Raw genomic sequence first — 25,524 nt, forward strand, 5'->3', positions numbered from 1 at the left:
ACGACCTGAACCCAGGGAGAGGCACGCAACCCATGACCACCACCGTCGAGTACATCCGCTACCGGATCGCCTCGCAGGACCAGAAGGCGTTCGAGGACGCGTACGCGAGGGCCGCCGAGGCCCTGGCCGCGTCTCCCGAGTGCATCGACTACGAGCTGGCCCACAACACGGACGACACCGAGCGGTACATCCTGCGCATCCGCTGGACCTCGGTCGACGACCACCTGAACGGGTTCCGCAAGGGTGAGCACTTCCCGGCGTTCTTCAGCGCGATCCGCCCGTACGTGACGAACATCGAGGAGATGCAGCACTACTCCGTCACCGGCGTGGTGGGTCCGGGAAAGGCCTCAGCACAGTCATGAGCACGACTCCCACGATCTACGAGTGGATGGGCGGGGCCGAGGCCCTGCAGAGGCTCACCGACGCCTTCTACGCCCATGCGCTGCGCGACGAGATCCTGGCCCCCGTCTTCGCGGGCATGGACTCGGAGCACCCCCAGCACGTCGCGGTCTGGCTGGCGGAGGTCTTCGGCGGCCCGACCGACTACACGGCGCACCACGGCGGCCACCAGCACATGGCCACCAAGCACCTGGGGCGCGGCATCACCGAGCAGCAGCGCCGCCGCTGGGTGGACCTGCTGCTGGACACGGCGGACGAGGTCGGCCTGCCGACGGACCCGGAGTTCCGGGCGGTGTTCGTGTACTACGTCGAGTGGGGCACCCGGATGGCCCTGATCTACTCGGGCCCGAACCCGCCGCCGGTGGACGCGGCGAAGATCCCGGTCTGGTCCTGGGGCCAGACACCGCCCTGGCAGCCGAAGGCGTCCGGAGCGGAGTGACACCCGGCCGGGGGCCGGTGCGGACCGGCCCCCGACCGGAGGCACCACCGCCACGTGGGCGGAACGGTGACCTCGACGTCGGCGGCAACCCCGGGGTGACGTACTGGAACAAGGACCTCCGCGCGGTGGAGGACCAGCTGTTCCGGCCGAAGGGCTAGGAAGAGAGCAGGACCGTCAGCGGGGGCGCCCCGTCGCGCTCCCGCTGCTCCCGCCAGAAGTCCTCGGCCCCTTCCAGGACCTCCGTCAGGGTCTCCCAGTCCTCCTGCCGCTCGGCCGCGTAGCCGCGCCAGGAGGTCACCGCCAGGAGCCGTCCGGGGGCCCCGGGCAGCCAGGACAGGTCGGCCAGGACGTCGGCGAGCGCGTCCCAGTTCCCGCCGAACCAGTCGGGCGCCGCGAGGGCCCGCGCGCACCGCCGCATCAGCGCCGCCTTGCTGCGCACGCCGTCCAGGTCCAGTCGTACGACGCTCCAGCCGGCCTCCTCGGCGGCGGCCAGGGCGGGGGCGAGCGGCTGCGGGTCGAGGGTCATCGCAGGACCGCCTTGAAGGTCTCGTAGTGGTCGTCGGTGTAGTAGAACTCGCCGCCGTCGCCCGTCACGATCCGGCGGGCCCCGCGGTCGCGCTCGCCCGGCGTCTTCACCGTGAACTCGTGGTAGTAGCCGCGCTTCTGCTTCGGCAGGCGCTTCTCGAAGTTCCCGAAGACGGTCCCGTCCTGCCGGTGGGCGTACGGCCCGCCCCGGTCGATGAGCGCGAGCACCTCGCGCGCCTGCGGGGGCAGCGCGTCGGCCCGTACGGTGGGCATCCCCTTCGCCCAGGCGGGAGCCGAGGCGGCGGTGCTCGCGGCGGACGACGGCCGCCCCGGGGCGGCCCCGCCGCCGCAGCCCGCCAGGGCGGCGGTCAGCGCGGCGCACAGGAACAGGGCCCCGAGCACGCGTGACAACGACCGGGGCACGTTCCTGAGGATCATGCCCCGATCGTGTCAAATATCCGATTCGGTGGCGAATCGCCCGGCGGGGTCAGAGGACGGACATCTTGCCGTAGGGACTCAGTACGCGCTTCTGCACGGAACCGAAGTCGACGAGGACGGCCTCCTGCTCCACCCCGATGACCCGGCCGAGGCCGTGCTGGTCGTGGCTGACGCGGTCGCCTACGTCGAACCGCCGCACCGGCGGTTCCACGGGCGCCCTGAACGGGCTGGACGGCAAATGGCGGCGAGGTACTCCTGATGTGGTCATCAACGCCAGTATGCGCCCGCGGAGCCGTCCCGGCATCGGCTCCCCCGGTCTCGATTGGAGCACCATTCGCCCCACGCGCCGCCCACGGGCCTCCGCGGCGGGGCCGGAGCGCGGGCCGGGACCGGTCAGTCGTCCGGGTCGGCCCGGTCCAGCGCGGGCCGGAGCCCCGGCTCGGACTCGGTCAGCAGGTAGTCGGCGACCGCCGTGTCCGTCACGAGGCTGGTCACCAGCCCGGAGCGGAGCACCGCGCCGATCGCCGAGGCCTTGCGCAGCCCGCCCGCGATCGCCACGACCTCGGGGATCCGGCGCAGCCGGTCGGCCTCGACGGTGATGCAGCGCTCGCCCAGGTCCCGGCCGACCCGGCGGCCCTCCTTGTCGAAGAGGTGGGCGGACATCTCGGCCGCGACGCCGAGCGAGGCGTAGTGCGCCCGCTCCTCGTCGGTGAGCATGTCGTGGACGGTCGAGATGCCCGGCTCCCAGGAGCCGATGGACACGGCGGCGACGGTGACCTTGTCGAAGTACTCGAAGGCCCGCGCGATGCCGGTCTGGCTGCGCAGCGCCGCCGCGGTCGCCGGGTCCGGGAGCAGCATCGGGGCGTAGATGGGGTGCGCGTCCCCGCCGGAGACCTGCGCGGCCCGGCGCACGGCCTCCACGGAGCCGCGCTCGGCGGTCCCCGCGTCGTACACGCCGGTCAGCTGGACCACGGTGCACGGGGGCAGCCGGTGCAGGGAGGCCGCCATGTGGATGGTCGACCGGCCCCAGGCCAGGCCGAGCACGTCGCCCTCGTTGACCAGCTCGCCGAGCAGGTCGGCCGCGACCGCTCCGAGGTTCTCCGGGTCCGGGGCGTCCTCGCTCGCGTCGGCCGGCGACTCCACCACGACGGCGTGCCGCAGCCCGTACCGGGCGCGGAGCGCGTCGGAGCGCTCCGCGTCCAGCTCCGCCGGCACCCGGATCTCGATGCGGACGAGGTCCCGTTCGAGGGCGGTCTCCAGGACCCGGGCCACCTTGAAGCGGCTCACGCCGAACTCCTCGGCGATCTGGATCTTGGACTTGCCCTCCAGGTAGAAGCGGCGCGCCATGGCCGCCGCCTGCACCAGCTCCGCGGGTCCCATCCGCAGGGCTGACCGTCCCGCCGACATTGCAGACACCGCGCTCTCCTCACTGCTGTTCACACTGTCGTGTTCACACTCTCGACTCGCCGTTCATCCTGTCAGATCCAACGGCCATTGATCAGCCTGGACGGCTTCCGTTCACCGAGCCGTCCCCTGGCGCCCGCCTCAGTGGTCGCAGGCCCAGGGTGCGGCGGCGATCGCCGCACCCGCCTGGTCGCGCAGCGTACGGACCGCGGCGGCCGGATCGACCGCCCCGTAGACCGCGCTGCCGGCCACGAAGACGTCGGCGCCGGCCTCGGCCACCCGCTCGATCGTCGAGGCCGAGACCCCGCCGTCGACCTGGAGCCAGAGGTCCAGCCCGTGCTTGGCGATCAGCTCCCGGGTGCGGCGGACCTTGGGCAGCATGATGTCCAGGAAGGACTGGCCGCCGAAGCCGGGCTCGACCGTCATGATCAGCACCATGTCGAGCTCGGGGAGGATGTCCTCGTACTGCTCGATCGGGGTGCCGGGCTTGAGGGCCATGGCCGCCCGGGCGCCCTTGGCCCGGATCTCGCGCGCGAGGCGCACCGGGGCCGCGGCGGCCTCGGCGTGGAAGGTGACCGATCCGGCCCCGGCCTCCACGTACTGCGGCGCCCAGCGGTCCGGGTCCTCGATCATCAGGTGCAGGTCCAGCGGGATGTCCGTGGCCCGGCTGAGGGACTCCACGACCGGGACGCCGAGGGTGAGGTTCGGGACGAAATGGTTGTCCATGACGTCGACGTGCAGCCAGTCGGCCCCCTCGACGGCCCTGGCCTCCTCGGCGAGACGGGCGAAGTCGGCGGACAGGATGCTGGGATTGATCTGAACGGCCATGCCCCAAGCCTGCCATGCCTGCGGGCACTTCCGGCCACGGCCCCGGAACTCGGTGTCCTCGTAGCGGAACTTAATTGATCATGGCGCGGAATATCGCTTGTCCTTCGCGGTGGACTGTGAACACCGTTACGGACATGACAACCGCCGCCGCCACCGGCTCCCCCACCGCTCCGCCGCCCCCGGACGACCCCTGGCGCGACCCCGGCTTCCGCGCCCTGTTCGGCGCCGCGACCCTGAGCCAGTTCGCCGCCAACACCGGCTACATCGCCGTCCCGCTGCTCGCCCTGACCGCCCTCGACGCGGGCCCCGCCCAGGTCGGCGCGCTCGCGGCCCTCTCCACCGCCGCCTTCCTGCTCATCGGACTCCCGGCCGGAGCCTGGGTGGACCGCATGCGCACCCGCCGGGTGCTGATCGCCGCCGACCTCTCCCGGGCCGCCCTCGTCGGCTCCCTGCCGCTCGCCGGCTGGCTGGACCTGCTCACCCTGACCCAGCTCTACGCCGTCGTCCTCCTGACCGGCTGCGCCACCGTGTTCGGCGAGGTCGGCGCCCAGAGCGTGCTGCCCCGGCTCGTCGGCCGGGCCGGCCTGGTGCGGGCGAACGCCGCCATGACGACCCTGATGGCCGTCGCGAACATCGCCGGGCGGGGCGCCGGCGGGGCCCTGATCGCCCTCCTGACGGCCCCCCTCGCCCTCGCCTGCGCCGCCGTCGCCCACCTCTGCTCGGCCCTGCGGCTGCTCGGCGTCCGGCCGGCCCCGAAGCCGCCCGCCACCGGGCGGACCCGGCTGCGCACCCAGATCTCGGAGGGGCTGGCGCACGTACTGGGCCACCCGGAGCTGCGCGCCCTCGCCCTCACCGCGAGCCTGATCAACCTGGGCGGCGGCGTGGTCAACGCCATGCTGCCGGTGCTCTTCGTCGAGGAGCTGGGCCTGTCCGCCGCGGCGCTCGGCCTGTTCTGGGCCGCCGGCGGGGTGGGACTGCTGCTCGGAGCCCGGCTGGCCCGGCCCTTCGCGGCCCGGGCCGGCTACGGCCGCGCCCTGACCCTGAGCCTGGTCCCGGCGGCCCTGCTGGTCCCGGCGGCGGACCGCGGGCCCTGGCTGTGGGCGGCCGGGGCGGGCTGGCTGGTGTCCACCGTCACCGTCGGCTCCGGCAACGTCCTCGGCGTCAGCCTGCGCCAGCACCTGACCCCGGACCCGCTCCTCGGCCGCATGAACGCCACCTTCCGGTTCATGCTGACCGGCGCCATCGCCCTGGGCTCCGCCGCCTCGGGCCTGCTCGCCGAAGCCGTCGGCCTGCGCGGCGCCCTCTGGGCCGGCGCGGCCGTCATGGCGCTCTCGTTCCTGCCGACCCTGCTGTCGCCGGTCCGCAGCCGCCGCACGGCGCCGCACTGAGGGTGCGGCGCCGGAACCGCCCTACGCGGTGCGGCGCAGCAGGGCCAGGTACATGGCGTCCGTACGGTGCAGGTGCGGCCACAGCTGGACGTCCGGGCCGTCGCCCAGCGCCGGTACGCCCGCCATGTACGGGCGGGCGTCGACCAGTTCGGCCGCCACCGGCTGGTTGCCCGCGCCCCGGCCCCGCAGCACGTCCTCGACGACCACCCGGGTCTCCGCCAGGTGCGGGGAGCAGGTCGCGTAGCCCACGATGCCGCCCACGCGGACGGCGGACAGAGCCTCGCGCAGCAGCGCCCGCTGGAGCGGCGCGAAGCCCTCCAGGTCCTCCGGGCGGCGCCGCCAGCGGGCCTCCGGGCGGCGCCGCAGCGCGCCCAGGCCGGAGCAGGGGACGTCCATCAGGACCCGGTCGAAGGAGCCCGGCAGCCACGCCGGACGGGTGCCGTCGGCCGCGATGACCTGGTACGGGCCCGGATTGCCGGCCAGCGCCTTCTCCACCAGGCGCGCCCGGTGCGGCTGCTTCTCCGACGCCAGCAGGAACGCCCCGCGCTCCGCCGCCAGCGCGCCCAGCAGCGCCGCCTTGCCGCCGGGGCCCGCGCAGCCGTCCAGCCACCGCTCGTCGCGGCCCTCGACCGGCACCGCCGCCAGGGCCATGGCCACCAGCTGGCTGCCCTCGTCCTGCACGCCGGCGCGCCCCTCGCGGACCGCCTCCAGCGCACCCGGCTCGCCGCCCTCGGCCATCCGGACGGCGTACGGGGACCAGCGCCCCGGCAGCGCCGACTCCTCGCCCAGCGCCTCGACCAGCTCCTCCGGCGTGGACCGGCCGGGACGGGCCACCAGCGTCACCTCGGGCCGCTCGTTGTCGGCCTCCAGCAGGTCCTCGATGCCGGCCCGGCCGCCGCCCAGCGCGTCCCACAGGGCGCTGACCACCCAGCGGGGGTGCGAGTGGTAGACCGCCAGGTGCTCCTCGGCGTCCTCCTCGTACGGCGGCGCGACCCGCTCCAGCCAGCCGTCCAGGTCGTGCGCGGCGATCTTGCGCAGCACGGCGTTGACGAACTTCGCCCGCCCGTCGCCGAGCACCACGCGGGCCAGCTCCACGCTGGCGGAGACCGCCGCGTGGGTGGGGATGCGGGTGCCCAGGAGCTGGTGCGCGCCGAGCGAGAGCACGTCCAGGACCGGCGGGTCCACCTCGCGCAGCGGCCGGTCCACGCAGGCCGCGATGACCGCGTCGTACGTGCCCTGCCGGCGCAGCGTCCCGTAGACCAGCTCGGTCGCCAGCGCCGCGTCCCGCGCCTGGAACCGCTCGTCCTGCCGGGCCTTCTTCAGCAGCGGGGGCAGGACGAGGTTGGCGTACGCGTCGCGCTCGTCCACCGCCCGCAGCGCCTCGAAGGCCAGCATCCGGACGGGGTCCTTCTGCGGCCGGCGGTAGGGCTTGGCCTGCTTGCCGGTGCCCGTCTTGGGGGCGGGACGACGACGGGGCTGTTCGCTCACGTGAAAGGTGCTCCGGAGTTACGAGGTGCGGTTGCGTTCGGGCGGCTCGGGATCAGCCTACGTCGGCGGCGCCCAGGCGCTCGCCGGGAGCGATGCGCACCCCGCGGGCCCAGTCGGCGCCCTTCATCGGCTTCTTGCCCTGCGGCTGCACCCAGAGCAGCTCGACGGCGTGCGAGCCGGTGCCGACGTACACGTTGTTCTTGGCCGGGGCCAGCACGCCCGGGGCGAGGTCGGTGCGGTCGGGGACCAGCCCGACGGAGATCAGCTTGAGCCGCTCGCCGCGGAAGACGGTCCAGGCGCCGGGGGCCGGGGTGCAGCCGCGCACCACGCGGTCGGCGCGCAGCGCGGGGGCGTTCCAGTCGACGCGGGCGTCCTCGACGGTGATCTTCGGGGCGTGGGAGACCCCGTCGGCGGGCTGCTCCATGGCGCGCAGGCTGCCGTCCTCGATCCCGTCCATGGTCGCGGACAGCAGTCCGGAGCCGGCGAAGGCGAGTCGGGTCAGCAGGTCGCCGCTGGTGTCGGTCGGGCGGATCTCCTCGGTGAGGACCCCGAAGACCGGGCCGGTGTCGAGGCCCTCCTCGATGCGGAAGGTGGAGGCGCCGGTGACCTGGTCGCCCGCCATGATCGAGTGCTGCACGGGGGCCGCGCCGCGCCAGGACGGCAGCAGCGAGAAGTGCAGGTTGACCCATCCGTGGCGGGGGATGTCGAGCGCGCTCTTCGGGATCAGCGCCCCGTACGCGACGACGGGACAGCAGTCCGGGGCGATCTCCCGCAGCCGGGCCTGGAACTCCTCGTCACGGGGCCGGGCCGGCTTGAGGACCTCGATCCCCGCCTCCTCGGCACGCTCGGCGACGGGGCTGGCGACCAGCCGGCGGCCGCGCCCCGCGGGGGCGTCGGGCCGGGTGACGACGGCGGCGACCTCGTGGCGCCCGGAGGCGATCAGGGCGTCCAGGGCGGGTACGGCGACCTCGGGGGTGCCTGCGAAGACCAGCTTCACTGGGTCCTACCTCGCTATCTCGGCTGTCAGCAGCGCACCAGTCTAGGGGACGCCCACCCCGGCCCACCTGCGATGTCGGGGGGCGTACGCACACACGCGCGCCTCTCGCATATGCCGACACGCCCCCAGTGCGTGACCTGGGCGCCCGCTGGCGCGTTGGTCAAGAGAGATTGACCGAAACGGGCCGCGATCAAGACGGTGACTGCGGCCCGATCCGCTCTCCAGCACCGGTTCGAGAGGCTTCTCCATGGCCGACCACGCCACCCATGACGCCCAAGCACGGGCCAGCCTGCACCTCCTGGTGCGGGACATCGAGCGGGTTCGCCGACAGGTGGACGCACTGCGTACGCTCACGGCCCAGCTCGGCAACGTGTACCGCCCGCGCCGCTCCGGGCCCTCCACGGGCTTCGTCGTCTACGGCAGGGCCCCCGCCCCGACCGTGCGGCTCGCCCAGGAACTGAGGGACAGCGTCGAGACGCTGGTCACCGCGGCGGTGGACTTCGACCGCTCCCTCGGCTTCTCCTGGGACGCCGTCGGCTCGGCGCTCGGCGTCACCAAGCAGGCCGTGCACCGCCGCTACGGGGCACGCCGCGCGCAGGCCGCCGAGGCCGCGGAGCCGCTGGCCGAGGGCACCACGACGCGGACGCTGGGCCCGCTGCCCACCATCCCGGCGGCGCGCTCGGTACCCCCGCAGCCGGTCCGCGAGGAGGCCCAGGCCGCCGCGGCCCGCCCCTCGGCCTTCCCCGGCCCCCGCAACGGCTGACCCACCCCCGCCGCCGGGCCGCCGACCCCCGACGGCATCCCAGGGGCTCCGCCCCTGACCCCGTTGCGCTCAAACGCCGCGCGGGCTGGAGGATCCAGCCCCGCCGGCGTTTGAGGCGCGGGGGTCTGGGGGCGGAGCCCCCAGGGAACGGGCGAAGGGCGGGTAGGGGACCCCGGCCCCGCGCAGCGGCACACCACCCCGCCGGCCAGCTCCCGCACCGCCCGGCCAGGGCAAAGGCTCACCCGATGTCCGGCGGATCGATCCGCACCCGCACCGCCTCCCCCACCGGCACCCCCCGCGCCATCCGCGCCGCCTGCGCGGACTTCAGCGCGGCGGCCAGCGCCGCCCCGCTCCCCGGCGGGACCCGCACCAGCGCCCGCTCCCCCGCCGACGCCTCCCCCCGCCGCCCCGGCAGCGGCACCGGACCCAGTACCTCCGCGTCCGCCGGCAGCTCGACCGCGTCGAGGAAGGCCTCCAGGACGTCCCCCCGGCCCGCCACCGCGGCCATCCGGGACACCGGCGGGAAGCCCAGCTGGGCCCGCTCGGCCAGCTCCCGCACCGCGTGCCCGACGGGATCCCACCGCACCAGGGCCTGCACCGGCCGCAGCGTCGGCTCGGCGACCACCACCACCTGCCCGTCGGCGCGGACCAGCGAGGCGGCGGCGATCCAGCGGCGCAGGGCGTCCTCCCCCGCCCGCAGGTCGGGCCGGCCCAGCATCGCCCAGCCGTCCAGCAGCAGCGCGGCCGCGTACCCGGCGCCCGCGGCGACCGGCTCGGCGCCCGGGGTGCACACCACCAGGGCGGGCCGGTCGGACACCTCGTCCAGCACGTGGTCCCGCCCGGAGGTGCGCACCGGCACGGCGGGGAAGGCCCGGCCGAGCTCCTCGGCGGTCCGGCGAGCGCCCACCACCTGGGCCCGAAGCCGGAACGACCCGCACTCCTCGCAGTGCCAGGCGCTCTCGGCCCGCCCGCACCAGCCGCAGTGCAGCTCCCGCTCGTCGGGGGCCTCCAGCGGCCCGGCGCACACCGTGCAGCGGGCCGGCGTCCGGCAGCGCTCGCAGGCCAGCCGGGGCACGTACCCCCGCCGGGGCACCTGGACCAGTACGGGTCCGCTCTTCAGGCCCTCCCGCACGGTCTCCCAGGCCAGGCTCGGCAGCCGCGCCGCGCGGGCCGCCCCGTCGCGGGCCAGCAGCTCGTCCCCGACGGTGCGGATGCGGGGCGCGGCGGCCCGTACGGTCTCCCGGTCGGCGACGAGCGGCCGGGCCCAGCCGGACTCCACCAGCTGGGCGGCCTCCACGGTGCAGCTGGTGCTCCCGGCCAGGAAGCCGCAGCCGTCGCTGACCGCGCGCAGCTCCAGCACCTCCCGCACGTGCGGGAAGGGGGCGTGGTCGTCGCCGTGGCTGGAGTCGCCGTCGTCCCACACCGCCACGAGCCCGAGGTCCCGTACGGGGGCGAACATCGCCGCCCGGGTCCCGACCACCGCGCGGACCGAGCCCCGGCTCACCGCGAGCCACTCCCGGTAGCGCTTCTCGGGGCCGGAGTCGGCGGTCAGCAGCGCGTGCCGGCCCTCGCCCAGCAGGGCGGTGAGGGCGGCGTCGACCCGGGCGGCGGTGCGGCCGTCGGGCACCACGGCGAGGGCCCCGCGCCCGGAGGCGAGGGTGGCGGCCATGGCCCGGGCCAGCTCGTCCGCCCAGCCGGGACCGGGCAGCGCCGTCCACACCGCGCGGGGGGTGCCGCCGCCGGCCAGGGCGCGCAGGAACGCCGGCCCGGCCCCGTAGCGCGCCCAGCCGCCGGGCTCGGGCGCGGCGGGCGGCGGCAGCGGCTCGGGCGAGGGCTTGGCCTCGGCGCGGGCGCTGCGCGGGGGCAGGGCCAGCTGGAGCACGTCGGCGAGGCTCCCGGCGTACCGGTCGGCGACGGCCCGGGCGAGGGCCAGCATCCGGGGCCCGAGGACCACCTCGGGCGAGACGACCTGGGCGAGGGCGGCCAGGGCGCCGTTGTAGTCGGACTCGGCGCGCCGCTCCACGATGAAGCCGTCGATGAGCCCGCCGCCCTCCCGGCGGCCCCCGTGCACCCGGTGCCCGCCCGCGCCGAAGCGCACGCGGACCCGTACGCCGGGCTGCGCGGCCTCGGACAGCTCGGCGGGCACCGCGTAGTCGAAGAGCCGGTCGAGGTGGAGCACGCCCTTGTTCACGAGGACGCGGGCGACGGGCAGCTCCTCGGCCACGGCCGCCCCCCGCCAGGTACGCGGCTTGGCCTTGGGCGCCTTGGCCTTCGCCTCGGCGACCATCTCCCGGATCAGGGCGAGCTGTTCCGGCTGGGACTCGTTGGCGCTGCTCACAGAGGCATTCTGGCAAACCCCACTGACAGCGAACGGCCCCGGACCGTGGTGGTCCGGGGCCGTTCGTGTTCGTCCGGTGTTACAGGCCGGCGGCGGCGCGCAGGGCGTCGACGCGGTCCGTGCGCTCCCAGGTGAAGTCCGGCAGCTCGCGGCCGAAGTGGCCGTACGCGGCGGTCTGGGCGTAGATCGGGCGCAGCAGGTCGAGGTCGCGGATGATCGCGGCCGGGCGGAGGTCGAAGACCTCGGCGATGGCGTCCTCGATCTTCTGGACGTCGACCTTGGCGGTGCCGAAGGTCTCGACGAAGAGGCCGACGGGCTCGGCCTTGCCGATGGCGTAGGCGACCTGGACCTCGCAGCGCGCGGCCAGGCCGGCGGCGACCACGTTCTTGGCGACCCAGCGCATCGCGTACGCGGCCGAGCGGTCCACCTTCGACGGGTCCTTGCCGGAGAAGGCACCGCCGCCGTGGCGGGCCATCCCGCCGTACGTGTCGATGATGATCTTGCGGCCGGTCAGGCCGGCGTCGCCCATCGGGCCGCCGATCTCGAAGCGGCCGGTCGGGTTCACCAGCAGCCGGTAGCCCTCGGTGTCCAGCTTGATGCCGTCCTCGACGAGCTGCGCGAGCACGTGCTCGACGACGAACTCGCGGATGTCGGGCGCGAGCAGCGAGTCGAGGTCGATGTCGGCGGCGTGCTGCGAGGAGACGACGACCGTGTCGAGGCGGACCGGCTTGTCGCCGTCGTACTCGATGGTGACCTGGGTCTTGCCGTCGGGGCGCAGGTACGGGATGGTGCCGTTCTTGCGGACCTCGGACAGGCGGCGCGAGAGGCGGTGCGCGATGTGGATCGGCAGCGGCATCAGCTCGGGCGTCTCGTCCGTGGCGTAGCCGAACATCAGGCCCTGGTCGCCCGCACCCTGCTTGTCGAGCTCGTCCTCGTCGCCCTCGACCCGGGACTCGTAGGCCGTGTCCACGCCCTGAGCGATGTCGGGGGACTGGGCACCGATGGACACCGACACGCCGCAGGAGGCGCCGTCGAAGCCCTTCTTGGACGAGTCGTAGCCGATCTCGAGGATCTTGTCGCGGACGAGCTGGGCGATCGGCGCGTAGGCCTTGGTCGTCACCTCGCCCGCGATGTGCACGAGACCGGTCGTGATGAGAGTCTCCACGGCCACACGCGAGGTCGGGTCCTCGGTGAGGAGCGCGTCGAGGATCGTGTCGCTGATCTGGTCAGCGATCTTGTCGGGGTGACCCTCGGTCACGGACTCCGAGGTGAACAGGCGACGGGACACAACGCTCCCTGGGGTTGCAGCGGCTGCTGGCTGATCATTTGGCGGAACCACACCGGGGGCTGCGCCCGATCACGTTCCAAGTGCAGTTTATCGGTCGCCACCGTCCGCGGGACCACCCGTCTCGCCCTATGGGAGCCGTGTGACCTGCGGCACTCCATTCTTGCCTACGGAGGTACCCGCGAGAAGGGAAACGCTCAGTCGCGGCGAAGATCACGTCCGGGGGCGAGTCGCGGGGCGACCTGGTCCCAGATGATGTCCGCCAGAGTTTCCTTCGGACCATAGGGTACGGGAGTCTCGGCCCCGTCCGAAGCGAGGATGACGGCCTCGTTCTCCTCGGAACCGAAGGTCTTGGACTCGCCGACCTCGTTGACCACGAGGAGGTCGCATCCCTTGCGCAGGAGCTTCGCCCGGCCGTTGGCGAGCACGTCGTCCGTCTCGGCGGCGAAGCCGACGACGATCTGGCCCTCCCGGGCCCGCTCGGCGGAGACCTCCGCGAGGACGTCGGGGTTCCGCACGAGGGCCACGGGCTCGGGGTCCCGGCCGTCCTTCTTCTTGATCTTGCCGTCGGCGTACCGGGCGGGCCGGAAGTCCGCCACGGCGGCGGCCATCACCACGGCGTCGGCGTCGGCGGCGGCCTTGAGGACCGCCTCGCGCAGCTGGAGGGCCGTGCCCACGCGCACGACGTCCACCCCGGCCGGGTCGGGCAGCGCGGTGTTGGCGGCGACCAGGGTGACCCGGGCGCCGCGGGCGGCGGCGGTGCGGGCGAGGGCGTAGCCCTGCTTGCCGGAGGAGCGGTTGCCGAGGAAGCGGACCGGGTCCAGCGGCTCTCGGGTGCCGCCGGCGCTGACCACCACGTGCCGTCCGGCGAGGTCGGGCTCCGCGGCGCCCCGGGCCAGGACCCTGCGGCAGACCTCGAAGATCTCCTCCGGGTCGGGCAGCCGGCCCTTGCCGGTGTCCTTGCCGGTGAGGCGTCCGACGGCCGGCTCGATGACGACGGCGCCGCGCCGGCGCAGCGTGGCCACGTTCTCCCGGGTGGCGGGGTGCTCCCACATCTCGGTGTGCATCGCGGGCGCGAAGACCACCGGGCAGCGGGCCGTGAGCAGGGTGTTCGTGAGGAGGTCGTCGGCCAGTCCGTGGGCGGCCTTGGCCAGCATGTCGGCGGTGGCCGGGGCGACGACGACGAGGTCGGCCGCCTGGCCGATGCGCACGTGGGGCACCTCGTGGACGGTCTCCCAGACCTCGGTGGAGGCCGGGTTCCCGGAGAGGGCGGCCCAGGTGGCCTCGCCGACGAAGTTCAGGGAGGCCGCGGTGGGCACCACCCGTACGTCGTGCCCGGACTCGGTCAGCCGGCGCAGCAGCTCACAGGCCTTGTAGGCGGCGATCCCGCCGCTGACCCCCAGCACGACCTTCGGCTTGTCCACTGCTTCTCCCGTGATCGGTTGCATCGGTATCTATGACACACCACAGGCCCGGCAGCGGTGCTGCCGGGCCTGTGGTGACGATGTCGTGCCTTACTGGGCCGGGGCCTCGATGGCCTCGGAGGTCAGCAGACCCGCGTTGATCTCGCGCAGTGCGATCGAGAGCGGCTTCTCGTGGACGTGGGTGTCCACCAGCGGGCCGACGTACTCCAGCAGGCCCTCACCGAGCTGCGAGTAGTACGCGTTGATCTGACGCGCACGCTTGGCCGCGTAGATCACGAGGCTGTACTTCGAGTCAGTGGCCTCGAGCAGCTCGTCGATCGGCGGGTTGATGATGCCCTCGGGCGCGGTGATGGAAGAGGACACGCTCTACCTTCCGAAGATGGATAAAAGATCAGACAACTGCCATCAAGGCTAGCAGCTCACGTGCTACGTCCTCGACGGAGGTGTTGACGAGGGTGGTGTCGAACTCCGACTCGGCAGCGAGTTCGGTCTTGGCGGCTTCGAGCCGCCGCTCGATGACCTCGGCGGACTCGGTGCCCCGGCCGGTGAGCCGGCGGACCAGCTCGTCCCAGCTCGGCGGGGCCAGGAAGACCAGCTGGGCCTCGGGCATCGACTCGCGGACGAGCCGGGCGCCCTGGAGGTCGATCTCCAGCAGCACCGGTTCGCCGTTGTCCAGGCGTTCCAGTACCGCGCCGCGCGGTGTGCCGTAGCGGTTGCCCGCGAACTCGGCCCACTCCAGCAGCTCGCCGTTGGCGATCAGCTTGTCGAACTCGTCGTCGTTGACGAAGAAGTAGTGGACTCCGTGTCGCTCACCGGGCCGCGGCTTGCGGGTGGTGGCCGACACCGAGAGCCATACCTCGGGGTGGACCTTGCGCATATGCGCGACGACCGTGCTCTTGCCGACACCCGAAGGGCCGGAGAGCACGGTCAGCCGCGGACGAACCTCTGCTGCCATAGAGCGATTATCCAGGTTCTCGGGACTGCCTGAGAACGCCGGGAGAACTTCGGGCGACGCCTCAGGCGCCGCTACCGCCGAACTCGCGCTCCAGAGAGGCGATCTGGTTGGAGCCGAGACCTCGGACACGCCGGGACTCGGAGATGCCGAGGCGCTCCATGATCTGCTTGGCGCGGACCTTGCCCACGCCGGGCAGCGACTCGAGAAGGGCGGAGACCTTCATCTTGCCGATGACGTCGTTCTCCTGGCCCGTCTTGATGACGTCGTGGAGGGAGGCGCCGGAGTGCTTGAGTCGATTCTTCACCTCGGCCCGCTCCCGGCGAGCCGCGGCGGCCTTTTCGAGCGCTGCTGCGCGCTGTTCAGGGGTAAGGGGCGGAAGAGCCACGCCTACGTCACCTCGGATGTCGAACTGTCGGATACGGACCGGCGGGGAGCCCGTGGGCACCACGCCGGGCGAGGTCGCGAACAGCGATGGAATTCGCTCGCTGCTCGTTCACTCTGGTCGGAGACTAGCGGCCAAGGCCGCTCCAGTCAGCGAGAACGGACGAAAAGTCCTGGTCAGCCTCCACTGAACCGTACATCACAGACATATCACCCCGGTTTTGTCCGGGGAAAGACGTTCGATTTTCGAGATCGCGTGTGCACGCGCCGGTCCGGCGCCCCGGGATCAGCCCGCGACGGCCTCCCGCACCTCGTCCGCGAAGCGCTTCGCGGAGGAGCGCAGGGCGGCCGCGTCCGGACCGTGCTTCAGGACCCCCCGCGAGACGTTCGGGACCACGTTGGCGACCGCCGCGCCGAAGACCGCCGGGAGGTCGGCCGCGGTCGCGCCCTGGGCACCGATGCCGGGGGCCAGCAGCGGGCCGTTGATGTCCAGGTCGAAGGAGGAGAGGTCGCCCAGCGTGGCGCCCACCACCGCACCGAAGGAGCCCATGGGCTCGGCGCCCGCGTTCTCCGCCGCCAGGTGGGCCAGCATGGTCGCGCCGATGGAGCGGCCGTCCTCGCGGACCGCGCGCTGGACCTCCGCGCCCTCCGGGTTGGAGGTCAGGGCCAGCACGAAGAGGCCGGCGCCCGACTCCCGGGCCAGCTCCACGGCCGGGGCGAGCGAGCCGTAGCCGAGGTACGGGGAGACCGTCAGGGCGTCCGAGAAGAGCGGGGAGGACGGGTCCAGGAAGGCCGAGGCGTAGGCGGCCATCGTGGAGCCGATGTCGCCGCGCTTGGCGTCCATGACCACCAGGCTCCCGGCGGCGCGGGCGTCGGCGACGGTCCGCTCCAGCACGGCGACGCCCTTCGAGCCGAAGCGCTCGAAGAAGGCGGCCTGCGGCTTGAAGACGGCGACGGAGTCGGCCAGGGCCTCGACCACCGTGCGGGAGAACCGCTCCAGACCGGCGATGTCGTCCGACAGGCCCCAGGAGGCCAGCAGGGCGGCGTGCGGGTCGATCCCCACGCACAGGGGGCCCCGGGCGTCCATGGCGGCGCGCAGACGGCTTCCGAAGGGGGTCACAGGGCTCACAGCGCGGCCTTTCGGGTCTCGGCGCCCACGGCCTCGGCCAGGGTCGCGTACGGGCTGGCGGCCAGGCGCGCGGCCAGGCCCTTGTGGATGGCGCGGGCGTAGAACGGGCCCTCGTAGATGAAGGCGCTGTAGCCCTGGATCAGCGTGGCGCCCGCCAGGATGCGCTGCCAGGCGTCCTCGGCGTTCTCGATGCCGCCGACGCCCACCAGGACCAGCCGGTCGCCCACGCGCGCGTACAGGCGGCGCAGGACCTCCAGGGAGCGCTCCTTGACCGGGGCGCCGGACAGTCCGCCGGTCTCCTTGACCAGGGCCGGGTCGGACTTCAGGCCCAGGCCCTCGCGGGCGATGGTGGTGTTGGTGGCGATGATGCCGTCCAGGCCCAGCTCCAGGGCGAGGTCGGCGACCGCGTCGACGTCCTCGTCCGCGAGGTCCGGGGCGATCTTGACCAGCAGCGGGACGCGGCGGTCGGTGACCGAGCGGTCCGCCGCCTCGCGCACGGCGGTCAGCAGCGGCCGCAGGGACTCGGTGGCCTGGAGGTTGCGCAGGCCCGGGGTGTTCGGCGAGGAGACGTTGACGACCAGGTAGTCGGCGTGGCGGGCCAGGCGCTCGGTGGAGACCACGTAGTCGGCGGCGGCCTCGGCCTCCGGCACGACCTTGGTCTTGCCGATGTTGACGCCCACGACGGTCCTGAAGACCGGGTTGCGGGCGGCCAGGCGGGCCGCCACGGCCTCGGAGCCCTCGTTGTTGAAGCCCATGCGGTTGATCAGGGCCCGGTCCGGGACCAGGCGGAAGAGCCGCTTCTTGGGGTTGCCGGGCTGCGCCTGGCCGGTGACCGTGCCGATCTCCACGTGGTCGAAGCCGAGCATCGACATGCCGTCGATGGCGACGGCGTTCTTGTCGAAGCCGGCCGCGAGCCCGAAGGGGCCGTGCATCCGCAGGCCGAGGGCCTCGGTGCGCAGGGACTCGTACCGGGGTGCGAGGGCGGCGGCGGCGAAGGTGCGCAGCACCGGGGTGGCGGAGGCGAGGCGGATCCACCGGAAGGCGGCGTAGTGGGCCTGCTCGGGGTCCATCCGCTTGAAGACGAGGTTGAAGAACAGCTTGTACATCGTCCGAAATATCCCTTACGTCCTCATGAAAGGGGGGACACCGGTCACTGTGGCCGGTGCCCCCCTCTCGTACGGGCTGCTAGTCGCGGGCGGCGTTCAGGTGCTCCGCGTGCTCCTGGAGGGAGCGCACGCCGACGCCACCGTGGTTGAGCGCGTCGATGCCCTGCACGGCGGCGGCGAGCGCCTGGACCGTGGTCAGGCACGGGACGCTGCGCGCCACGGCGGCCGTACGGATCTCGTAGCCGTCGAGGCGGCCGCCGGTGCCGTACGGGGTGTTGACGATCAGGTCGACCTGGCCGTCGTGGATGAGCTGGACGATGGTCTTCTCGCCGTCCGGGCCCTCGCCCTCGCTGAGCTTGCGCACGACGGTGGCGTTGATGCCGTTGCGGCGCAGCACCTCGGCGGTGCCGGAGGTGGCGAGCAGCTCGAAGCCGTGGGCGACGAGCTCGCGGGCCGGGAAGATCATCGTGCGCTTGTCGCGGTTGGCGACGGAGATGAACGCGCGGCCCTTGGTCGGCAGCGGGCCGTAGGCGCCGGCCTGCGACTTGGCGTACGCCGTGCCGAAGACCGAGTCGATGCCCATGACCTCGCCGGTGGAGCGCATCTCCGGGCCGAGGACGGTGTCCACGCCGCGACCGTGGATGTCGCGGAAGCGCGACCACGGCATCACGGCCTCCTTGACGGAGATCGGCGCGTCCAGCGGCAGGGTGCCGCCGTCGCCGGCCTTGGGCAGCATGCCCTCGGCGCGCAGCTCGGCGATGGTGGCGCCGAGCGAGATGCGGGCGGCGGCCTTCGCGAGCGGGACGGCGGTCGCCTTCGAGGTGAAGGGGACGGTCCGGGAGGCGCGCGGGTTGGCCTCCAGGACGTAGAGGATGTCCCCCGCCATCGCGAACTGGATGTTGATCAGGCCGCGCACGCCGACGCCCTTGGCGATGGCCTCGGTGGAGGTGCGCAGGCGCTTGATGTCGTGGCCGCCGAGGGTGATCGGGGGCAGGGCGCAGGCCGAGTCGCCGGAGTGGATGCCGGCTTCCTCGATGTGCTCCATGACGCCGCCGAGGTAGAGCTCGGTGCCGTCGTAGAGGGCGTCGACGTCGATCTCGATCGCGTCGTCGAGGAAGCGGTCGACCAGCACGGGGCGGGTCGGGGAGATCTCCGTGGACTCCGCGATGTACGACTCCAGGCGGGTCTCGTCGTAGACGATCTCCATGCCGCGGCCGCCGAGCACGTAGGACGGGCGGACGAGGACCGGGTAGCCGATCTCGTCGGCGATCGCCTTCGCACCCGCGAAGGTGGTGGCGGTGCCGTGCTTGGGGGCGGGCAGGCCGGCGTCGGCGAGGACCTGGCCGAAGGCGCCGCGGTCCTCGGCGGCGTGGATGGCCTCCGGGGAGGTGCCGACCACGGGCACGCCGTTGTCCTTGAGCGCCTGGGCGAGACCGAGGGGGGTCTGGCCGCCGAGCTGGACGACGACGCCGGCGATCGGGCCGGCGAGGGACTCGGCGTGGACGATCTCCAGCACGTCTTCCAGCGTCAGCGGCTCGAAGTACAGGCGGTCGGAGGTGTCGTAGTCCGTGGAGACGGTCTCGGGGTTGCAGTTGACCATCACGGTCTCGTAGCCGGCGTCGCTGAGGGCGAAGGAGGCGTGGACGCAGGAGTAGTCGAACTCGATGCCCTGGCCGATGCGGTTCGGGCCGGAGCCCAGGATGATCACCGCGGGCTTGGTGCGCAGCGCGACCTCGGACTCCTCGTCGTAGGACGAGTAGAAGTACGGGGTCTTCGCGGCGAACTCGGCGGCGCAGGTGTCGACCGTCTTGTAGACCGGGCGGACGCCGAGGGCGTGGCGGACCTCGCGGACGACGTCCTCGCGCAGGCCGCGGATCTCGGCGATCTGGGCGTCCGAGAAGCCGTGGCGCTTGGCCTCGGCGAGCAGCTCGGGGTGGAGCTTCTCGGCGGCGGCCAGCTCGTCCGCGATCTCCTTGATCAGGAAGAGCTGGTCGACGAACCAGGGGTCGATCTTCGTGGACTCGAAGACCTCTTCCTGGGTGGCGCCGGCGCGGATGGCCTGCATGACCGTGTTGATGCGGCCGTCGGTCGGGCGGACCGCGGTGGCCAGCAGCTCCTCCTTGTCGCCGGGGTCCCCGACGAAGGTGAACTGGGAGCCCTTCTTCTCCAGGGAGCGCAGGGCCTTCTGGAGGGCCTCGGTGAAGTTGCGGCCGATGGCCATGGCCTCGCCCACCGACTTCATGGTGGTGGTGAGGGTGGCGTCGGCGGCCGGGAACTTCTCGAAGGCGAAGCGCGGGGCCTTGACGACGACGTAGTCGAGGGTCGGCTCGAAGGAGGCCGGGGTCTGCTCGGTGATGTCGTTCGGGACCTCGTCCAGCGTGTAGCCGATGGCCAGCTTGGCGGCGATCTTGGCGATCGGGAAGCCGGTGGCCTTCGACGCGAGCGCCGACGAACGGGACACGCGCGGGTTCATCTCGATGACGATGACGCGGCCGTCGTCCGGGTTGATCGCGAACTGGATGTTGCAGCCGCCGGTGTCGACGCCGACCTCGCGGATGATCGCGATGCCGATGTCGCGCAGCCGCTGGTACTCGCGGTCGGTGAGGGTCATCGACGGGGCGACGGTGATCGAGTCACCGGTGTGCACGCCCATCGGGTCGAAGTTCTCGATGGAGCAGACGACGACCACGTTGTCCTTGGTGTCGCGCATCAGCTCCAGCTCGTACTCCTTCCAGCCGAGGATGGACTCCTCCAGGAGCACCTCGGTGGTCGGGGAGAGCGTGAGGCCCTGGCCGGCGATGCGGCGCAGCTCGTCCTCGTCGTGGGCGAAGCCGGAGCCGGCGCCGCCCATGGTGAAGGAGGGGCGGACGACGACGGGGTAGCCGCCGAGGGTGTCGACGCCCTTGATGACGTCGTCCATCGAGTGGCAGATGACCGAGCGGGCGGACTCGCCGTAGCCGATCTTGGCCTTGACGGCCTCGACGACGCCCTTGAAGAGGTCGCGGTCCTCGCCCTTGTTGATGGCCTCGACGTTGGCGCCGATGAGCTCGACGCCGTACTTCTCCAGCACACCCTGCTCGTGCATGGAGATGGCGGTGTTGAGGGCCGTCTGGCCGCCGAGGGTCGGGAGCAGCGCGTCGGGGCGCTCCTTGGCGATGATCTTCTCGACGAACTCGGGGGTGATCGGCTCGACGTACGTGGCGTCGGCGATCTCCGGGTCGGTCATGATCGTCGCGGGGTTGGAGTTCACCAGGATGACCCGCAGGCCCTCGGCCTTGAGGATGCGGCAGGCCTGGGTGCCGGAGTAGTCGAACTCCGCGGCCTGGCCGATGACGATCGGGCCGGAGCCGATGACCAGGACGGACTGGATATCGGTGCGCTTAGGCACGCTCGGCCTCCATCAGGGCGGTGAAGCGGTCGAAGAGGTACGCGGCGTCGTGCGGACCCGCGGCGGCCTCGGGGTGGTACTGGACGGAGAAGGCCGGCTGGTCGAGCAGCTGGAGGCCCTCCACGACGTTGTCGTTGAGGCAGACGTGCGAGACCTCGGCGCGGCCGTAGGGGGTCTCGGACACCTTGTCGAGGGGCGCGTCGACGGCGAAGCCGTGGTTGTGCGCGGTGATCTCGACCTTGCCGGTGGTGCGGTCCTGGACCGGCTGGTTGATGCCGCGGTGGCCGTACTTCAGCTTGTAGGTGCCGAAGCCGAGCGCGCGGCCCAGGATCTGGTTGCCGAAGCAGATACCGAAGAGCGGGGTCTTGCGCTCCAGGACGCCCTGCATGACGGAGACGGCGTGGTCGGCGGTGGCCGGGTCGCCGGGGCCGTTGGAGAAGAACACCCCGTCCGGGGAGACGGCGTAGATGTCCTCGACCGTGGAGGCGGCGGGCAGCACGTGCACCTCGATGCCGCGCTCGGCCATCCGGTGCGGGGTCATGCCCTTGATGCCGAGGTCCACGGCGGCGACGGTGAACTTCTTCTCGCCGATCGCGGGGACGACGTACGCCTCCTGGGTGGCGACCTCGGCGGAGAGGTTCGCGCCCTTCATCAGGGGCTGCGAGCAGACCTTCGCGATCAGGGCCTCCTCGCGGATGCCCGCCCAGGCCTCGCCCGAGAAGATGCCGACGCGCATGGCGCCGCGCTCACGCAGGTGGCGGGTCAGGGCGCGGGTGTCGATGCCGCTGATGCCGACGACGCCCTGCTTGACGAGCTCCTCGTCCAGCGAGCGCTGCGAGCGCCAGTTGGAGGGGACGCGCGCGGGGTCGCGGACGACGTAGCCGGCGACCCAGATGCGGGAGGACTCGGGGTCCTCGTCGTTGACGCCGGTGTTGCCCACGTGGGGGGCGGTCATCACGACGACCTGGCGGTGGTACGACGGGTCGGTGAGGGTCTCCTGGTAGCCGGTCATGCCGGTGGAGAACACGGCCTCGCCGAAGGTCTCCCCCACGGCGCCGTAGGCGCGGCCGCGGAAGATCCGACCGTCCTCCAGGACGAGTACGGCGGGAGCTTTGGCTGCTCCCCTGGTGGAGGTCGTCATCGTTCGGCGCCTTCCGTCGTGGTGGTTGAGTTCATGAGGTTGATCGCTTCCACCCAGGCCGCGTGTTCGGCGGCCCGGTCGGAGCGGAATCCGGAGTCGATCAGCTTGTCGCCGTGCGCCCATGTGACGACGAGCAGACCGCCCTCGGTGAGTACCTTGCCCGCGATTCCCTTGTCGAGGCGGGCGCCGCGCAGCTGCGCGGCCGGTACGAAGAAGTCGGTTGCCCCCGGACGGACCACGTCGAGGCCCGCGTCGGTGAGGGTGAGCTCGACCCGGCTGCGGACTCCGAGCCCGTGGGCGACGATCCGGTCGAGCCACTGCCCGGCGGTGGTGGACCCGTGGTACCGGCCGGTCAGGGCCAGCCGGTGCTCGGGGAGGCCGCCGGGGGCGGCGGGCAGCTCGGGCAGATCGTTCTGCAGAGCGCCGCGCCATTTCCAGCCCTGCCGCATCAGCCAGTACACGAACGCGATGAAGACGAGCAGACCGGCCACCCACGCGATGCGGGCGCCCCAGTCCGTCACCTCCGCCGACTGTCGTTCGGCGGCCTCGGCGGCCAGTTGGATCACTGCAGGTGTCACGCCAGTTTCCCGTCCACGACCGTTGCCCGGCCCCGCAGGAAGGTGTGAGTGACGCGTCCCGGCAGCTCGCGGCCCTCGTAGGGCGTGTTGCGGCTGCGGGAGGCGAAGTGTGCGGGGTCCACGACACCACGGTACGAGGTCTCGACCAAGGTCAGGTTCGCGGGTTCACCTGCCGAGACGGGCCGGCCGTGCCCGGCGAGGCCGCCGATGCGCGCCGGGGCGTGCGACATGCGCTCCGCGACGCCCGCCCAGTCGAGCAGCCCGGTCTCCACCATCGTCTGCTGGACGACGGAGAGCGCGGTCTCCAGGCCCACCATGCCCATGGCGGCGGCGGCCCACTCGCAGTCCTTGTCCTCGTGCGGGTGCGGGGCGTGGTCGGTGGCGACGATGTCGATCGTGCCGTCGGCGAGCGCCTCGCGCAGGGCCATCACGTCGCGCTCGGTGCGCAGCGGCGGGTTGACCTTGTAGACCGGGTTGTACGAGCGCACGAGCTCGTCGGTGAGGAGCAGGTGGTGCGGGGTGACCTCGGCGGTGACGTCGATGCCGCGGGACTTGGCCCAGCGGACGATCTCGACGGAGCCGGCGGTGGAGAGGTGGCAGATGTGCACGCGGGAGCCGACGTGCTCGGCGAGCAGGACGTCGCGGGCGATGATCGACTCCTCGGCGACGGCCGGCCAGCCGCCCAGTCCCAGCTCGGCCGAGACGATGCCCTCGTTCATCTGGGCGCCCTCGGTAAGGCGGGGCTCCTGGGCGTGCTGGGCGACAACGCCGCCGAAGGCCTTCACGTACTCCAGGGCGCGGCGCATGATCACGGCGTCGTCCACGCACTTGCCGTCGTCGGAGAAGACGGTGACGCGGGCGGCGGACTCGTGCATGGCGCCCAGCTCGGAGAGCTTCTTGCCCTCCAGGCCGACGGTGACGGCGCCGATGGGCTGCACGTCGCAGTAGCCGGACTCCTTGCCCAGGCGCCAGACCTGCTCGACGACGCCGGCGGTGTCGGCGACCGGGAAGGTGTTGGCCATGGCGAAGACGGCCGTGTAGCCGCCGGAGGCGGCGGCGCGGGTGCCGGTGAGGACGGTTTCGGAGTCCTCGCGGCCGGGCTCGCGCAGGTGGGTGTGGAGGTCGACGAGGCCCGGGAGGAGGATCTGCCCCTCGGCCTCGATGACGGTCGCGCCCTCGGCCGACAGGCCGGTGCCGACCTCGGCGATGGTCTCGCCGTCGATCAGGACGTCCTGCGCCTCGCCGCCGAGGACCTTCGCGCCGCGGATAAGGATCTTGCTCATGGTTACTTGTTCTCCTCGGTGCGGGCGGCGGGGGCGGCAGGGGTGGTGACGGCGGGCTCGGAGCCGCCGAGCAGCAGGTAGAGGACGGCCATGCGGATCGAGACGCCGTTGGCGACCTGCTCCACGACCGTGCAGCGGTCGGAGTCGGCGACCTCGGCCGTGATCTCCATGCCGCGGACCATGGGGCCGGGGTGCATGACGATGGCGTGCTCGGGCATCTTCGCCATGCGGGCGCCGTCCAGGCCGTAGCGCCGGGAGTACTCGCGCTCGGTCGGGAAGAAGGCGGCGTTCATCCGCTCTCGCTGCACACGCAGCATCATGACCGCGTCGGACTTCGGCAGCACCTCGTCGAGGCTGTACGAGACCTCGCAGGGCCAGGTCCCGACGCCGACCGGCACCAGGGTCGGCGGGGCCACCAGGGTGACCTCGGCGCCGAGGGTGTGCAGCAGGTGGACGTTGGAGCGGGCCACGCGACTGTGCAGGACGTCGCCGACGATGGTGATGCGGCGGCCGTTCAGGTCCTTGCCGAGGCCGGCGTCGCGGCCGACCAGGCGGCGGCGCATGGTGAACGCGTCGAGCAGGGCCTGGGTGGGGTGCTCGTGGGTGCCGTCGCCCGCGTTGATGACGGGGGCGTCGATCCAGCCGGAGGTGGCCAGCCGGTAGGGGGCACCGGAGGCGTGGTGGCGGATGACCACGGCGTCGACGCCCATGGCCTCCAGCGTCTGGGCGGTGTCCTTGAGGGACTCGCCCTTGGAGACGCTGGAGCCCTTGGCCGCGAAGTTGATGACGTCGGCGGAGAGGCGCTTCTCGGCGGCTTCGAAGGAGATCCGGGTACGGGTCGAGTCCTCGAAGAACAGGTTGCAGATGGTGAGGCCGCGCAGGGTGGGCAGCTTCTTGATCGGCCGGTCGGCGACCCGGGCCATCTCCTCGGCGGTGTCGAGGATCAGGACGGCGTCGTCGCGCGTGAGGTCGGCGGCCGAGATGAGGTGGCGCTTCATCTGGGTGCTCCGTAAGTCGGGAGGGCAGGCAGGCGGTGCTGACGGGTGTGCGGGCAGGGCGGAACCCGGTACGGGCCCCGGGCGGGGTCCCGTACGCGTGAGGGGGTTACTGCCCTGCTGCCTGGGCGGTCCGCTGGCCGAGCAGCACGGCGTCGCGGCCGTCCTCCTCCTGGAGCTGGACCTTGACGGTCTCGCGCAGCGAGGTGGGCAGGTTCTTGCCCACGTAGTCGGCGCGGATCGGGAGTTCGCGGTGGCCGCGGTCGACGAGGACCGCGAGCTGGACGGCGCGGGGCCGGCCGATGGCGCCGAGCGCGTCGAGGGCGGCACGGATGGTGCGGCCGGAGAAGAGGACGTCGTCGAGGAGGACCACCAGGCGGCCGTCGATGCCGTCGCCGGGGATCTCGGTGCGGCCGATCGCCCGGGCGGGCTTCAGGCGCAGGTCGTCGCGGTACATGGTGATGTCGAGGGACCCGACCGGGATCTTCGTCCCGGTGATCTCCTCCAGCTTGGCCGCCAGCCGGCGGGCCAGGTACACACCGCGGGTGGGGATGCCGAGGAGCACCACGTCGTCGGCGCCCTTGGCGCGTTCGACGATCTCGTGGGCGATACGGGTGAGGACCCGGGCGATGTCCTGCGCCTCCAGAACGGGGCGCATTTCCTCGTCGGCCGAGACCTGGGAAGTCGTGCTGTCCATGAAGTGGACCTCCTTCTCCGCCTCACGGGACGGACCTTAAAGGACGTCTGATGTACGCCGCCCACGGTACCAGGGGCGGGCGGTGGTCCTCGCACCGGGGGTCGGCGGCGCCCCTCGTAAGAGGGCGTGCAAGAGCATTCGGCTTGACGCATCCA

At 72.7% G+C, this 25,524-nt stretch carries 25 protein-coding genes; 4 read left to right on the forward strand and 21 right to left on the reverse strand.

The window, feature by feature from the left end; translation table 11 throughout:
• Window positions 1–32 precede the first annotated feature (32 nt).
• Together ACIPW5_RS24545 and ACIPW5_RS24550 are read left to right on the forward strand one after the other, a co-directional pair.
• The gene (locus ACIPW5_RS24545) at window positions 33–362 is read left to right on the forward strand and encodes a putative quinol monooxygenase (RefSeq protein ID WP_401248713.1); all 330 of its coding nucleotides are present in this window, start codon (window positions 33–35) and stop codon (window positions 360–362) included.
• Window positions 359–838, forward strand: a complete 480-nt coding sequence (locus tag ACIPW5_RS24550) for a group II truncated hemoglobin (RefSeq protein ID WP_401248716.1) — start codon at window positions 359–361, stop codon at window positions 836–838. The genes ACIPW5_RS24545 and ACIPW5_RS24550 overlap by 4 nt, the downstream gene beginning before the upstream one ends.
• A gap of 154 nt (window positions 839–992) precedes the next feature.
• On the opposite strand, the gene ACIPW5_RS24555 is transcribed toward ACIPW5_RS24550, so the two are convergent.
• From ACIPW5_RS24555 to rpe, 5 genes are all read right to left on the reverse strand, one after another.
• Window positions 993–1,364, reverse strand: coding sequence for a barstar family protein (locus ACIPW5_RS24555; protein WP_401248719.1), 372 nt, complete (start codon window positions 1,362–1,364; stop codon window positions 993–995).
• Complete coding sequence (locus tag ACIPW5_RS24560; protein WP_401248721.1) at window positions 1,361–1,801, reverse strand: ribonuclease domain-containing protein; 441 nt, start codon at window positions 1,799–1,801, stop codon at window positions 1,361–1,363. Before ACIPW5_RS24560 ends, ACIPW5_RS24555 begins: the two co-directional genes overlap by 4 nt.
• Before the next feature lie 49 nt (window positions 1,802–1,850).
• Window positions 1,851–2,000, reverse strand: coding sequence for a CarD family transcriptional regulator (locus tag ACIPW5_RS24565; protein ID WP_401248724.1), 150 nt, complete (start codon window positions 1,998–2,000; stop codon window positions 1,851–1,853).
• Between the two features lie 194 nt (window positions 2,001–2,194).
• Complete coding sequence (locus tag ACIPW5_RS24570; protein WP_042800630.1) at window positions 2,195–3,208, reverse strand: sugar-binding transcriptional regulator; 1,014 nt, start codon at window positions 3,206–3,208, stop codon at window positions 2,195–2,197.
• A gap of 138 nt (window positions 3,209–3,346) precedes the next feature.
• Window positions 3,347–4,033, reverse strand: a complete 687-nt coding sequence (gene rpe / locus ACIPW5_RS24575; protein ID WP_401248727.1) for a ribulose-phosphate 3-epimerase — start codon at window positions 4,031–4,033, stop codon at window positions 3,347–3,349.
• Between the two features lie 134 nt (window positions 4,034–4,167).
• Between rpe and ACIPW5_RS24580 the strand changes: the two genes are divergently transcribed.
• Window positions 4,168–5,421, forward strand: a complete 1,254-nt coding sequence (locus ACIPW5_RS24580; RefSeq protein ID WP_401248730.1) for an MFS transporter — start codon at window positions 4,168–4,170, stop codon at window positions 5,419–5,421.
• A gap of 21 nt (window positions 5,422–5,442) precedes the next feature.
• On the opposite strand, the gene ACIPW5_RS24585 is transcribed toward ACIPW5_RS24580, so the two are convergent.
• Together ACIPW5_RS24585 and fmt are read right to left on the reverse strand one after the other, a co-directional pair.
• A complete protein-coding gene (locus ACIPW5_RS24585) occupies window positions 5,443–6,909 on the reverse strand; it encodes an RsmB/NOP family class I SAM-dependent RNA methyltransferase (RefSeq protein ID WP_401248733.1) in 1,467 nt (488 codons plus the stop codon).
• 52 nt (window positions 6,910–6,961) lie between these two features.
• Window positions 6,962–7,906, reverse strand: coding sequence for a methionyl-tRNA formyltransferase (gene fmt / locus ACIPW5_RS24590; RefSeq protein ID WP_401248736.1), 945 nt, complete (start codon window positions 7,904–7,906; stop codon window positions 6,962–6,964).
• A gap of 247 nt (window positions 7,907–8,153) precedes the next feature.
• Between fmt and ACIPW5_RS24595 the strand changes: the two genes are divergently transcribed.
• Complete coding sequence (locus ACIPW5_RS24595; RefSeq protein WP_401248739.1) at window positions 8,154–8,669, forward strand: hypothetical protein; 516 nt, start codon at window positions 8,154–8,156, stop codon at window positions 8,667–8,669.
• A gap of 238 nt (window positions 8,670–8,907) precedes the next feature.
• Here ACIPW5_RS24595 and ACIPW5_RS24600 read toward each other — a convergent pair whose 3' ends face one another.
• The 14 genes from ACIPW5_RS24600 to pyrR all read right to left on the reverse strand — a co-directional run bounded on the left by ACIPW5_RS24600 (window position 8,908) and on the right by pyrR (window position 25,369).
• Window positions 8,908–11,007, reverse strand: a complete 2,100-nt coding sequence (locus tag ACIPW5_RS24600) for a primosomal protein N' (protein ID WP_401248742.1) — start codon at window positions 11,005–11,007, stop codon at window positions 8,908–8,910.
• A 79-nt stretch (window positions 11,008–11,086) separates the two neighbouring features.
• On the reverse strand, window positions 11,087–12,295 hold the full coding sequence (gene metK / locus ACIPW5_RS24605; RefSeq protein ID WP_125817760.1) for a methionine adenosyltransferase: 1,209 nt from the start codon (window positions 12,293–12,295) through the stop codon (window positions 11,087–11,089).
• A gap of 194 nt (window positions 12,296–12,489) precedes the next feature.
• Window positions 12,490–13,716: a bifunctional phosphopantothenoylcysteine decarboxylase/phosphopantothenate--cysteine ligase CoaBC gene (gene coaBC / locus ACIPW5_RS24610; protein ID WP_401248745.1), complete on the reverse strand. Its 1,227-nt coding sequence runs from the start codon at window positions 13,714–13,716 to the stop codon at window positions 12,490–12,492.
• Between the two features lie 90 nt (window positions 13,717–13,806).
• On the reverse strand, window positions 13,807–14,079 hold the full coding sequence (gene rpoZ / locus ACIPW5_RS24615; protein ID WP_004948662.1) for a DNA-directed RNA polymerase subunit omega: 273 nt from the start codon (window positions 14,077–14,079) through the stop codon (window positions 13,807–13,809).
• Window positions 14,080–14,107: 28 nt separating this feature from the next.
• Complete coding sequence (gene gmk / locus ACIPW5_RS24620) at window positions 14,108–14,671, reverse strand: guanylate kinase (RefSeq protein WP_401248748.1); 564 nt, start codon at window positions 14,669–14,671, stop codon at window positions 14,108–14,110.
• A gap of 61 nt (window positions 14,672–14,732) precedes the next feature.
• Window positions 14,733–15,056, reverse strand: coding sequence for an integration host factor (locus tag ACIPW5_RS24625; protein WP_030234009.1), 324 nt, complete (start codon window positions 15,054–15,056; stop codon window positions 14,733–14,735).
• 282 nt (window positions 15,057–15,338) lie between these two features.
• Window positions 15,339–16,181 (reverse strand): orotidine-5'-phosphate decarboxylase, encoded by an 843-nt coding sequence (gene pyrF, locus ACIPW5_RS24630; protein WP_401248751.1) that lies wholly within the window; start codon window positions 16,179–16,181, stop codon window positions 15,339–15,341.
• On the reverse strand, window positions 16,178–17,287 hold the full coding sequence (locus tag ACIPW5_RS24635) for a quinone-dependent dihydroorotate dehydrogenase (protein WP_401248754.1): 1,110 nt from the start codon (window positions 17,285–17,287) through the stop codon (window positions 16,178–16,180). The genes pyrF and ACIPW5_RS24635 overlap by 4 nt, the downstream gene beginning before the upstream one ends.
• Before the next feature lie 79 nt (window positions 17,288–17,366).
• Window positions 17,367–20,675 carry a carbamoyl-phosphate synthase large subunit gene (gene carB, locus ACIPW5_RS24640; protein ID WP_401248756.1) on the reverse strand — a complete coding sequence of 1,103 codons (3,309 nt, stop codon included), beginning with the start codon at window positions 20,673–20,675 and terminating at the stop codon, window positions 17,367–17,369.
• On the reverse strand, window positions 20,668–21,816 hold the full coding sequence (carA, locus tag ACIPW5_RS24645) for a glutamine-hydrolyzing carbamoyl-phosphate synthase small subunit (RefSeq protein ID WP_401248759.1): 1,149 nt from the start codon (window positions 21,814–21,816) through the stop codon (window positions 20,668–20,670). The genes carB and carA overlap by 8 nt, the downstream gene beginning before the upstream one ends.
• A complete protein-coding gene (locus ACIPW5_RS24650; protein WP_401248762.1) occupies window positions 21,813–22,394 on the reverse strand; it encodes a hypothetical protein in 582 nt (193 codons plus the stop codon). The genes carA and ACIPW5_RS24650 overlap by 4 nt, the downstream gene beginning before the upstream one ends.
• The gene (locus tag ACIPW5_RS24655) at window positions 22,391–23,677 is read right to left on the reverse strand and encodes a dihydroorotase (protein ID WP_401248765.1); all 1,287 of its coding nucleotides are present in this window, start codon (window positions 23,675–23,677) and stop codon (window positions 22,391–22,393) included. The genes ACIPW5_RS24650 and ACIPW5_RS24655 overlap by 4 nt, the downstream gene beginning before the upstream one ends.
• A 2-nt stretch (window positions 23,678–23,679) precedes the next feature.
• The gene (locus ACIPW5_RS24660; protein WP_401248767.1) at window positions 23,680–24,675 is read right to left on the reverse strand and encodes an aspartate carbamoyltransferase catalytic subunit; all 996 of its coding nucleotides are present in this window, start codon (window positions 24,673–24,675) and stop codon (window positions 23,680–23,682) included.
• Between the two features lie 106 nt (window positions 24,676–24,781).
• Complete coding sequence (gene pyrR, locus ACIPW5_RS24665) at window positions 24,782–25,369, reverse strand: bifunctional pyr operon transcriptional regulator/uracil phosphoribosyltransferase PyrR (RefSeq protein ID WP_401248770.1); 588 nt, start codon at window positions 25,367–25,369, stop codon at window positions 24,782–24,784.
• Between the last annotated feature and the right edge of the window lie 155 nt (window positions 25,370–25,524).

The sequence above is a fragment of the Streptomyces sp. NPDC090077 genome (genome assembly GCF_044747545.1).
Classification (GTDB): domain Bacteria; phylum Actinomycetota; class Actinomycetes; order Streptomycetales; family Streptomycetaceae; genus Streptomyces.